This is a genomic window from Nostoc sp. C057 (assembly GCF_013393925.1).
GTDB lineage: Bacteria > Cyanobacteriota > Cyanobacteriia > Cyanobacteriales > Nostocaceae > Nostoc > Nostoc muscorum_A.
Map to the genome: position 1 here is coordinate 108,507 of NZ_CP040290.1, position 11,691 is coordinate 120,197.

The following is an 11,691-nucleotide window of genomic DNA, read 5'->3' on the forward strand; positions in this document are numbered from 1 at the left end:
TGCGATCGCAGCTAAATAACTGTTTTTATTGAGAATCTACCTTTGTAACTGAGAATTAAAGTCCGATCTAACAAAATCGCATCGCTCCCGTTAACAGACCTGCCCTGGGCTGATTACAGCATTACTCTACAGTTACGGGTGCGGAAGTTTTTTTGCATTAACACTTTATGTAAACGGCGCATTTTTACCGAAAGGCTGACAAGTGTAACCGCACCAAGGGCTAGAAGGACTCTGCGTTTAGCGCAACGACTGAGTACAATTGGTTTAGCTCTGGGCGGTGCAGCAGGGGTAAGACTCTCAGAACAATTGGGGGTAACAGCTTCTCGTAACACGCTATTAAAATTAGTACGCTCAATCCCACTTCCGCCAATCGTAACGCCACAGATTCTTGGGGTAGACGACTTTTGTTTTCGTAAATGTAAAACTTACGGTACAGCATTGATTGACCTGGAACGTAGCCGACCAATTGCTCTATTGAAGGATGCAAAAGCCGAAACCCTAGCAGAATGGTTGAAAGCTCACCCTGGGATCAAAATCGTCTCACGAGATCGGTCAAAAACTTATGAAAGTGGTATTCGCCAAGGAGCGCCAGAAGCGATTCACGTTGCAGATCGTTTTCACTTATTACAGAACTTAGCTGAAACTCTTAATCAAGTATTCAGTACACATCATCAAGCTCTCAAAGCCGTCGATGAAGCATACAGTCTTTCATCAGTAACTCAAACCGACGGTACTGTGGTTGTGCGAGTACCACGACCAAGCCGTGAACAACAGGCACTACAATTAGCAGAACAACGCCGTGCTAGACGACTTGCTATTCATCAGCAAGTTTGGGACTTACATCAACAAGGTTGGAGAGCAAAAGCTATAGCCCGTCAAGTTGGTATTGGTGTAACAAGTGTGTTTAACCATCTGCGTACTCCCACCTTTCCAGAACCTCAAAGACGAAAAAGCCTCGGTCGAAGTATTCTAGTTCCATATCATGAATACATCCTTCAACGCTGGAATGAAGGTTGCCACGAAGGCTTACTTTTATTTGAGGAAATTCAAAAGCAAGGTTATAAAGGTAGCTTTTTTACATATTGCATTAGGCTCATTGAGAGAACTAGATACGCAATTAATCATTGCCAAAGAAGTAGATTTAGCTGAAAGAAATCTTTTCACACCCCTATTAAATGAAGTTGAGGAAATGCAAAGTATATTAGTTGCAAGTTTAAACAAACTTAAAGCTTGAATTTACTACTTATTCCTTTCTTTCTTCTGCCTTCTGCCCTCTGCCTTCTGCCTTCCCCCAACCAAGATCACCAAAAGTTGCCAAGAGCCATAATCCTGGCTCAATACAGCGATGATTGCAGGTTTGGGCATTTATAATTGCAGGTCGCTAGTGTGATTCGTTCTGTCGAAACGAATAGAAATATTCGGGGATGACAGGCAAGGGAAATATTCGGGAGAAATTTCGACAGAACCTTGACAACTCAATTTTTCGTGATGGTGTAATTCCATCCCTCCAAGTGCAGGAGTGAAAGCAAGTCCCCCATTTCAGCAAAGTGGTTCTTTGTTGGGATGAAGCGGGGAATCATGGTGGTAACTGCAAGCCTAATGTGGAATCCCGCCTAGCATAGCTGGTCATGGATAGTAAAACGAATCTCTTGATTGAATCATCGTTATGCAAAACAAGCCAAAAGGCTGACAGGCTTGTCCCAAAAGGGAAAAGATTAGTGGTTGGCTGATTAGCGACAGACCAATAAGCACTCACAACAAACTCGGTGAAGAGAGAGAATCCTAAAACCAACGTCAAACGAAAAATTGGGAACGAAGTAACCCCCTAATGTACTCTCCAAAACTGGTCGAAGTTTGGAGTAGGTAGCCAACCGGAAGTCATCAGGGGGAGGGATTGTCTCAGAAGCCAATGCCTTCTTGTAACGAGAAGGATATGCAGACGGAGACACGGTGACTTGGATTGTAGAGGTACAAGTAGCAATGTACACATCTAAAACGAGTTTCAAGACTACGGTGGAATGGAATGCTATCCCCTGGCGAAAGCTAGAAAGGAAAGTATTTAAGTTGCAAAAGCGTATCTACAAAGCCTCTCAGCGTGGTGATGTCAAAGCAATTCGTCAACTTCAAAAAACGTTGTTGCACTCCTGGTCAGCAAAGTGTTTAGCGGTTCGTCGGGTAACACAAGACAACCGAGGTAAGAAGACGGCAGGAGTGGATGGGTTGAAAAACTTGTCCCCAAAAGCACGTCTTATCTTAGTATATTCCCTGAAACTAGGTCAAAAAGCCGCTCCCACTCGAAGGGTGTGGATACCAAAACCCGGCTCAAAGGGAGAAAAAAGACCCCTTTCTATACCCACCATATACGACCGCGCCTTGCAATCGCTAGTAAAACTAGCCCTAGAACCTGAATGGGAAGCTCTCTTCGAGCCAAACTCATTCGGTTTTCGACCAGGAAGAAGCGCCCATGATGCGATTAAGGCAATATTCAACACTATTAAGTTTAAACCTAAATATGTGTTGGATGCCGATATTGCGAAATGTTTTGACAAAATTAATCACAATGTTCTGCTGTCAAAATTAAATACATTCCCCACCATCCGCCGACAAATTCGTGCTTGGTTGAAAGCGGGAGTGATTGATTTCTCTGAATATGCTTTTAGGGAAAAATCTGACAACATAACATCAATGGGTGTTCCACAAGGGGGTACGATTTCGCCATTATTAGCGAATATAGCCCTTCATGGCATGGAAAATCGAATTAAACAAGTTGCTCTTACTTTACCCGGATGTAAATCGGAGAATCGTAAAGCAATAAGCTTAATTAGATTCGCAGATGATTTTGTGATTCTGCATAAAGACCTTGCCGTTATCCAAAGATGTCAGCAGATTATGGCAGAGTGGTTAAACGAATTGGGGCTAGAATTAAAACCAAGTAAAACCCATATTTCTCATACACAAAATATGTATGAAGGTAACGTTGGTTTCGACTTTTTGGGTTTCACTATTCGACAATTTCCGGTAGGAAAATATCACAGTGGTAAAAGCTCAAACGGAAAATTACTTGGTTACAAAACTCTTATCACTCCAAGCAAAACAAAGCTGAAGACACACACGCAGAAGATAGGTAAATTGATTGATGGGCATAAATCAGTACCACAATCTGATTTAATCGCTCATCTGAATCCCGTCATCCGTGGATGGACAAACTACTACTCAGGTGTCGTCAGTAAACGCATATTTAATCAGGCTGATACAACTTTATTTAGCCAGCTAAAAGCATGGGCAGAACATCGTCACCCTAATAAATCTTCCCGATGGAGTTGCCAAAAGTATTGGCAAACCGTAGGGTCTGATAATTGGGTTTTTAAACCCCATAACCAGAAGATTCGCTACCTCTTGCACCGGGAAACTCCTATTGTGAGACACATACAAGTGCAAGGAATCCGTAGCCCATTTGATGGTGACTGGGTGTATTGGAGTTCCAGAATGGGTAAACATCCTGAAGCGCCAACAAGGGTGGCAACACTTTTGAAGATGCAAAAAGGAAAGTGTACTCATTGTGGACTGTTTTTTCACCATGAAGACTTGATGGAAATCGACCATAAAATCCCCCGCTCCCAAGGCGGTAAGGATAGTTATGACAACCTTCAATTACTTCATGGACATTGCCATGATGCTAAAACGGCAGCCGATAAAGTTGCTGTTACAGTTCCAGAAATAGATGAGGATTATCTCAACTGTAATCCCTTTTAACTTGGAATTTATAGGTGTGTTTGTCAAGCACCAAATCATCGAGGAGCCGTGTGAAGTTAACGTTTCATGCACGGTTTTGTAGCCGAGTCAGAGAGGTGACTTTCTGGCTTAGGCATCCATCTAACAATACCGAACCACTTATACAGTAACCGGGGCATTGAATCTATGAAGCCCCATGTAAATTTCTGGCGTGAGCTAAAACTGCTCTCTTGTCAAAACTTGAGAGCAGTTTTGTATTGTCAGTCAGCAAAGCGCGATCACTGCCAACAGCTATAAGTGCCGCAAAGAAAAAAGTTGAAGTTTCACTGACTTTTAAAGAGTTACTTCTTGTTTGATAGCCAAGCTCATAGCGATATGTTTCTCGTAATATGCAGCTTCATTGATGAAGATTGGAAAAATGGAAGATTCTCCTTGATAGTCAATCACCTCACCATCAAAACCGAGAAATAACGGGTCGCCAGGATGCAAAATTTCATAGTCTTTAAATTGAAGTTGAGGGTGAATCATTGCCTGAATTCGCTGTTGTTCATCTCTGGGATAATCTACAGTTTTCACTTGTTTGTATCGGGTTAAAAATTGAGGAATTTCAGGTGTTACTCCCTGATTGCAGAGTTCAATAAAATCGAGAATTGAACTAATCAAAGCTTCAGTTGGCAAAAATAATTCGGCATTGAGAGTCCCTTGAGCTACTGGCCCGACTTCGATAGCAAAGCCTAATTCACAAAGGCTTCTTAGATAAGAATGGTCTTGATTGGGTGGGTATTGTAAAACTTTGACTAAAGGATTAATTGCACTTAGATAAGCAGCCAAACCTAACAAGTAGGGATGATTATTGTGCAAAATTATTGTCAGACCCATGTTAGATGTTGTACTATGCAAATCAATAATTAAATTTATCTTTGATTGCCCAATAGTAAAAGCGAGTTGTTTAGCCAGTAATTGCTCATAATTAATCAGCTTTGGGTTTTGTAAATCTTGAGCTTGAAAGCAGCGATTGAGGTCAGCATCTATATACCGTCGCCCTGCCTCAATAGCTTTGAGATTTGCTAATAAAGTCAATGTTTCAAAGCTATCACGTCTAATTAAATTAGGATATTGTTCATACTTCCTGACTAGGAACACTCCTGTAATCTCATTTCCATGAGTTCCGCCTACAATAGCAACTTTTTTGATTAATGGATGAGACATAAATTTTTCTCCTTTAGGATGTTAAAAACAGCTTAAAGGAAAGCTAAATTCACCGCTACTATATGATTTGGATAATACTATATAAAAAATCATATATCGTCGGGAATTTAATGCTCAATGGCACTTGGACGCGAACATAACTTTGAATTACAACACTTGCGTTATTTTATCGCTGTAGCTGAGAAAGAAAACTGTAGCATTAGTGAGGTAGCCGAAGAATTACACATGGCCCAGTCTAACCTCAGCCAGCAAATCAAAGATTTGGAAAAAAAGTTAGGTAATGTCACTCTGTTTGAGCGCAAGAAACACCCACTACGGCTAACTGTTGCAGGACTTGAGTTTCTTAAAGAAGCCCGTTTAATCCTGGCTCAAGTTGACCGTGCTATTGAGACAGCGACACTCGCTAGTCAGGGTCAGATTGGACGATTAATAGTTGGATTCAATAGCTCAGTCTCCAATAGCGTTCTCCCCGATATTTTGATAGCTTTTCGCACTCGCTTCCCTTTAGTCAAACTTGTTTTACAAGAACGCACTGCTTACAGTTTAATTAAGGGACTAGAAACCCAACAAATTGATATTGGTTTGATGCACTGGTCAGCTTTGAATCGCCAAGACATAGGATTATGTGTTGAGCCAATTAAGGAAGAGTCTTTAGTTTTGGTTCTACCATCAAGCCATCCTCTGGCTGCTCAGACAGAAATTTCCTTACAATCTCTCGCCAATGAATCCTTTATCCTACCACCCTCCCATCTGTCTTATAGTTTGTACCAGCAAATTGTTAGTTTGTGTCAGCAAATCGGTTTCGTTCCCAAGGTGACACAAGAAGCTACTTTAATGCTGACAATCCTGAGATGGTATTGGTCGGTGGCAGTCGTGAAAACTTCTACGGATAAAGCAAGCTTTTAGCTTTTCCTTTCATTTCTTCAGGACATTCGTTAAACAAAGCCTCTTTTATATTGCTGCCCAAGTGTTCTGCCTTGAGCCATTCGCTCAGGCTATGTTTCCACATATTTTCATCATAGTAGTGCATTACGTTCCCATCTTCATACAAGGTGTAGTCATCGTCTTGTATGAACGTACCTAGACATACGCTACATATTTCTTTTGCTTGTATCATGTCCATTAATATGAAAATGTTGGTACAAAGTTAGCATTAGGTAAAAGTTTTACCCAGGTACCCCACACCCCCCATTTTCCGATTTAAACATACTAATGAGGCTCGAATATTCGCTCAAGCAATTCTTCGCAATATTGGGCTGTGTTAGCCTCTGATACATAGTATTCTAGTTAGACACTGATGTTAGTAACAGGGGATGAAGTATGGGAGAAGCTAAACGCAGAGTGCGATTCGTTGTTTAGTGAATCACGGTAATCAGTCCGTACACAACTAAGCCAGTCCGACAGCAGATTACTGTCATTAAAAGGCTGAACTCTCGGTCAGATGCAAGTGCAAGTCTTGCCATTCAGACTCAGAATTGACTCCTTATCTGCCCACACCGAACAAGCTCGGTTCTTGTAGAGTGAAGCTGGGAACAGGGCGCAATCAGACGACCGTTGCGGGTTGACACTGGCGCTAATAGGGAGTTCCCACGATGAAACCGAGCCTATAAAAGCGACTTATTCGGCAGGCAGGGCGCAACGTAAAATCCCTGACCTCACTGGAGTTCATTCCCGCCGAACATTCTGCGGGTAACGGCAAGAGTTTAGGGAATCCAGTAGTTGAATTGGCTACATCTAACGGAACAATCAATCTCTCCGAGGGAACGAATAAAAACTAATTGTGGGTCTTGAGACAGTCGAATCTCAGGTAAACCAGACGAGCGGATGAATCCCCACAGTTAGGGTAGGACAGTCCGTAATTGGACTGAGGTGTTCAGAAAATACAAACTCCAGAAGAGAAAACGATTAGACACAGTAGACATACTAGTGAATCTTGGAAAGCCCTACCGTGGAAGAAATTCCGCCGAAATCTTTTCCGCCTTCAAAAGCGCGTATTTAAAGCGGTTCAAGTTGGAGACAAGCGGAAAGCGCGGTCACTCCAAAAGCTTGTTCTAAAATCAACCTCGGCTCGATTTCTTGCAATTAGACTTGTATCTCAGCTAAATGCTGGTAAAAAGACGGCTGGTATTGATGGTAAGAAATCCCTCTCATTTGAAGAACGCTTCAACCTTGAAGAATCACTGAGAATGAATAGTGGAAATTGGAAGCATCAAGGACTACGGGAAATCCCCATTCCCAAGAAGGACGGGACTACCAGAATGCTTAAGATACCAACCATCGCGGATAGGTGTTGGCAATGCCTAGCAAAATACGCACTCGAACCAGCACACGAAGCCACCTTCCACGCCAGGAGTTACGGGTTCAGAACTGGGCGCTCTGCCCATGATGCACAAAAGTACATCTTCCTAAACCTCAGTTCCAAAGTCAACGGAATAAATAAGCGAGTAATTGAACTCGATATTGAGGTGCGACCTGAACTGGTCGGTTAGTAGAGCCTAGCCCCTGCTAGGAAAGGCTTAGAGCCGAATCCGACTCTACTTTGGTCTGAGGTCTTCCCTGGGGAAGAATCGCCGTAAGATGCGATTTCCGAGCCTCTAGGCGATTCACACCGCCTACCCTTACGTAAAAGACTGGAAACAGTCCCGTCAGAAAGAAGGAGAAATCCAACTGGAATATGCAGACGACGAATGTAGCCCTAACTACTAGCCTAAAGCGGGTAGGGAGCTAGAGGGATGCTTTCTATGGTGAAGTAAATTGAAGTGATGTCTAAACTGCGTTATCGAGTGACCACCCTAAAGGCTGACAGGGTGTAACGGGAAGTTTATACGGTTTCGATTCGTATATTCGTGTGAATTTGGTACCCGTCGCAGAATAATCACCACCTAAAGAGGGCGCTACAACCAACCGATACAACAGGATAACCCCTACAGAGTCTTGAGAATGTCGATATTCAAGTAACTAGAACAACTAATGTCCCGAAAGGGGTAGCAAAGGGAGAGATGGTCAAACCTCTGGAGGGAGTAGGAAGGAGTAAGAAGCGAATGCCTAACTGTAATAGTTAGGATAGGGACTAATAATTTGCCCTGAGCGAAAGCAATAGCAGATGTACTCTTGGTCTTATGCGAAAGAGATACCTAACAACAGAAACCTAATTGTTATTACAAGTTAGATATTATGCGACAACGCCTAATAAATGGAGATAGCAAGCGGCTAGAAAACTGGAGCCTGATTAACTGGCGTAAAGCAATCAAAGTTGTGAAGAATTTGCGTTACAGAATCTTTCGCGCCCGAAATCTTGGTAACTTTCGGAGGCTCCGCCGCCTTCAAAAGTTAATGTTACGAAGTCAGTCAAACCTACTACTTAGCATCAGACAAATTACGCAGGTTAACACCGGAAAGCGAACGGCTGGGATAGATAAGGAGGTAATAAACACTCCCCAGCAGCGTGTAAAACTCTTCCTAGAAATGGCAAACGGGACTCACAAGGTCAAACCAACCAAGCGAATCTACATACCCAAATCAAATGGAAAGAAACGTCCTCTCGGAATCCCCACCGTGAGAGATAGAGTCATGCAAACAGTAGTCAAAAACTTACTAGAACCAGAATGGGAGGCAGTCTTTGAAGAAAATTCCTACGGCTTCCGACCTGGAAGGAGTTGCGCCGATGCTATCGAACAAGCATTCACGAGAATTGCACCAACAGGCAAAAGCGAAAAGGGAGACTCATGGGTTCTAGACGCAGATATTTCAGGATTTTTTGACAACATTTCTCACAGCAACATTGAGAACTCTATAGGTAAAGTACCAGGACGAGAACTCATTAAAATGTGGCTAAAATGCGGTTTCATGGATAAAGGAACGTTTAACGAAACAATCCAAGGAACTCCCCAAGGTGGTGCAATTAGCCCCCTACTTGCCAATATCGGACTTCACGGTTTGGAAACAGTAGTTAAGGCAATACCATATCGGCACCCGCCTACCAAAAATCATCCATTAGGAGAAAAATCCCGAAGTGGAATGGGGATAATTCGCTATGCTGATGACTTTATCATTACGGCAAACTCTAAGGAATACATCTTAGAAGCGAAAAAGGTAATTGAGAAATGGTTATTAGACCGCAACCTGGAATTAAGCGAGGAGAAGACACGTATAGTTCACACAGAGGATGGATTTGACTTCCTCAGCTTCAAACTACGCACATTCAAGGGGAAGGCACTATTCATGCCTTCTAAATCAAAAGTTCTTAACTTCTGCCAGAAGATCGGCGAAATAGTCAAATCCCTAAACGGTGCAAAACAGGAAGCAGTCATATCCACACTCAATCCTATTCTCCGAGGCTTTGCTAACTACTACAGAGGTGGAGTCAGCAAAGAAACCTTTAGCTACATCGATTATCGTGTGTGGCAATATCTCTGGCGTTGGGCTAAACGACGACACCCATACAAAGCAAAAAACTGGATTAAAGCTAAGTACTTTCACCAAGTCGGGACACGAAGTTGGGTCTTTGCTGTTAACAGCAAAGACCGTCGAAACAATTCTAAACTCATGCAACTATTTAACGTTGCTTCAACCAAGATTGTACGTCACATCAAGGTGAAAGGGAAGCGCCTCTCCAGATAATCCTGAACTCCGAGAATACTGGGGAAAACCGTAACAAGAAGATGGGCAAAAACAAATGGGCAAAAGGAAGTAAATATTTCATAGTTGCCGAAAACCAGGAATGGAAATGCCCAAGCTGCGGTGAAACTTTACTCAACGGCGAGGAACTGGAAGTCCATCACATAGTTCCGGTGGAGGATGAGGGAACAGATGACACCTGGAACCTTATCCACTTGCATAAGCCATGCCACAAACTGGAACATTCAAAATCCAAGAAATCGGACTAGAAATAAGGCTTGAGCGTAGTGATGGGAAACTGTCACGCTACGTTCTTAGGGGGGTTTCGGAGGTGGTGACACCTCCTTCCTACCCGACAAGTGCTTCGACAGGATTAATCACTCGGCAATAATGGGCGAACTCATCGCCCCAAAAGGTTTAAAAATCGGTATCTTCCGATGCCTCAAGGCTGGAGTCAACCCAGAATTCCCCGAACAGGGAACACCTCAAGGGGGAGTGGTCAGCCCACTATTAGCAAACATCGCGCTCAACGGGATTGAGAGTATACACAGGTACCATGAGAATCAAGGACAGAGAATCACTGCTAAAACCTCAGCTAGTGATATCACCGAGCCATCAGTCCGATACGCGGATGACATGGTTATTATACTTCGACCCGAAGATGATGTAACAGAGATACTTGAAAGAATCAGCGAGTTTCTCCGCAAACGCGGAATGAATGTAAGCCAAAAGAAAACCAAAGTTACCGCCGCGACAGATGGGTTTGATTTCCTCGGCTGGCACTTTAAAATCCAGAAAAACGGTAAGTTCAGATGTAGTCCCTCTGTGGATAACTTCAAAGCATTCCGTAAGAAAGTAAAACACATCGTTAACAACTCGAATTATGGTGCTACCACAAAGGCTGAAAAACTAGCCCCGGTAGTTAGAGGGTGGAGAAATTACCATAAGTTCTGCAAGATGGACGGGTCTAGAAACTCGTTATACTACATCCAAAAAAGAGCTTACACGGTACTCAACAAGGAAACCAAGCAAAACCGCGATTCTAGCAAGGAATTACTAGACAAAGCATTTCCAACAGTTTCCTACTCCGAAAACAAACACATTTCTGTCAAGGGAACTAAATCACCCTATGACGGAGATACAGCCTACTGGAGCGAACGAAATAGTAAGCTCTACGACGGCGAAACCTCTAAAGCTCTTAAAAAGCAAAACCATAGATGTGCTTCCTGCGGTTTAAAATTCATCGATGAAGAACGGATTCATCTGCATCACATCGATGGAAATCACGCCAACTGGAAGAAAAACAATCTGGAAGCAATTCATGAGAGCTGCCACGATTATAAACACATGAGCAAAAGCACAAGTTAAGAACATCGGGAGCCGTGTACACGGAAACGGGTACGCACGGATCTAACTGAGAGGTGCGGGGAATAATATCCCCCATCGACTCAACCAAACAGCTTTTGGGCGATGTATACGGTTCACGAGTTAATTTAGAAAAATGCCCCATACCTTCAGAAATTAGTCTTGGATATGTGAGTGATGAAGCATTGGCAACCACAAAATGTCAACTGCATAGGATGCCTGAAGATTTTAAATCCACCTTTTTCATCGCCTTAACAAAAGCTCAAACTATAGTTGAGCCAGGAATTGTTTTCTCTGAAGCTCTAAAGTTTTCCGGTGGAGTTGGTGTCGAAGTTACATTCCGCTCCGACATTGAAACTTTTATCAAATCCCGTTGTAATACTCCAGTTCTGGGCTTACGCCTGATACAAAAGCTCAAAAATATAGACTACAATACTCATCGAGTAATAGCTATCCTTGCTGGCTCTGATACTCCCATGCTTCCGATTAATGTCTATTCTGTTCAGCAAATTGAAACTCTGCTTCAGTACTTCAATGAAGACAGATAAACACAACTGTAGTGGCAAGAAATAGAAAAACCGCCTTCTTCAGATGAAGAATCGTTGACAGATGCTCAAAAGACACAGGGGCGGCGCGAACAATATAATTTCTACCTCTGCCATGAGGTATTGGCTCTTGTAGAGCCAGTTTCAATTGTCTATTCCACGAATGACTAAATAGGTGTAATCTCCGTTAGCATCAATCAAAAATTAAGAAACGCTTGTGATC

Annotated in this window: 8 protein-coding genes and 4 pseudogenes; 10 read left to right on the plus strand and 2 right to left on the minus strand. The window is 42.8% G+C overall.

Annotated features, from left to right (window positions below; all coding sequences use genetic code 11):
* Window positions 1-99: 99 nt before the first annotated feature.
* The 3 genes and pseudogenes from FD724_RS42295 to ltrA (FD724_RS38475) form a co-directional block, all read left to right on the plus strand.
* Window positions 100-693 (plus strand): annotated as a pseudogene (locus FD724_RS42295) (ISL3 family transposase); the annotation flags it as partial.
* Between the two features lie 355 nt (window positions 694-1,048).
* Window positions 1,049-1,234 (plus strand): annotated as a pseudogene (locus tag FD724_RS41545) (four helix bundle protein); the annotation flags it as partial.
* A gap of 746 nt (window positions 1,235-1,980) precedes the next feature.
* Window positions 1,981-3,753: a group II intron reverse transcriptase/maturase gene (gene ltrA, locus FD724_RS38475; protein ID WP_256874788.1), complete on the plus strand. Its 1,773-nt coding sequence runs from the start codon at window positions 1,981-1,983 to the stop codon at window positions 3,751-3,753.
* Between the two features lie 312 nt (window positions 3,754-4,065).
* Here the strand turns inward: ltrA (FD724_RS38475) and FD724_RS38480 are convergent, their stop codons facing one another.
* Window positions 4,066-4,941 carry an aspartoacylase gene (locus tag FD724_RS38480; RefSeq protein ID WP_179076825.1) on the minus strand — a complete coding sequence of 292 codons (876 nt, stop codon included), beginning with the start codon at window positions 4,939-4,941 and terminating at the stop codon, window positions 4,066-4,068.
* 117 nt (window positions 4,942-5,058) lie between these two features.
* Here FD724_RS38480 and FD724_RS38485 point away from each other — a divergent pair, with 117 nt between their 5' ends.
* Window positions 5,059-5,847 (plus strand): LysR family transcriptional regulator, encoded by a 789-nt coding sequence (locus tag FD724_RS38485; RefSeq protein WP_179076826.1) that lies wholly within the window; start codon window positions 5,059-5,061, stop codon window positions 5,845-5,847.
* On the opposite strand, the gene FD724_RS38490 is transcribed toward FD724_RS38485, so the two are convergent.
* Window positions 5,825-6,064, minus strand: a complete 240-nt coding sequence (locus tag FD724_RS38490; RefSeq protein WP_218651562.1) for a hypothetical protein — start codon at window positions 6,062-6,064, stop codon at window positions 5,825-5,827. The two genes, FD724_RS38485 and FD724_RS38490, sit on opposite strands and share 23 nt — an antisense overlap.
* 781 nt (window positions 6,065-6,845) lie before the next feature.
* Here FD724_RS38490 and FD724_RS38495 point away from each other — a divergent pair.
* From FD724_RS38495 to FD724_RS38515, 6 genes and pseudogenes are all read left to right on the plus strand, one after another.
* Window positions 6,846-7,406 (plus strand): annotated as a pseudogene (locus tag FD724_RS38495) (reverse transcriptase N-terminal domain-containing protein); the annotation flags it as partial.
* Between the two features lie 709 nt (window positions 7,407-8,115).
* Window positions 8,116-9,561 (plus strand): group II intron reverse transcriptase/maturase, encoded by a 1,446-nt coding sequence (gene ltrA / locus FD724_RS38500; RefSeq protein WP_306297126.1) that lies wholly within the window; start codon window positions 8,116-8,118, stop codon window positions 9,559-9,561.
* Window positions 9,562-9,602: 41 nt separating this feature from the next.
* Window positions 9,603-9,827, plus strand: a complete 225-nt coding sequence (locus tag FD724_RS41805; protein WP_306297127.1) for an HNH endonuclease — start codon at window positions 9,603-9,605, stop codon at window positions 9,825-9,827.
* Complete coding sequence (locus FD724_RS38505) at window positions 9,785-9,949, plus strand: hypothetical protein (RefSeq protein WP_179076742.1); 165 nt, start codon at window positions 9,785-9,787, stop codon at window positions 9,947-9,949. Before FD724_RS41805 ends, FD724_RS38505 begins: the two co-directional genes overlap by 43 nt.
* A pseudogene (locus tag FD724_RS38510) lies at window positions 9,913-10,926 on the plus strand (group II intron reverse transcriptase); the annotation flags it as partial. The gene FD724_RS38505 and the pseudogene FD724_RS38510, both read left to right, overlap by 37 nt.
* Window positions 10,927-10,979: 53 nt before the next feature.
* Entirely contained in the window at window positions 10,980-11,471 is a 492-nt protein-coding gene (locus tag FD724_RS38515; protein ID WP_218651563.1) for a hypothetical protein, read from the plus strand.
* Window positions 11,472-11,691 lie beyond the last annotated feature (220 nt).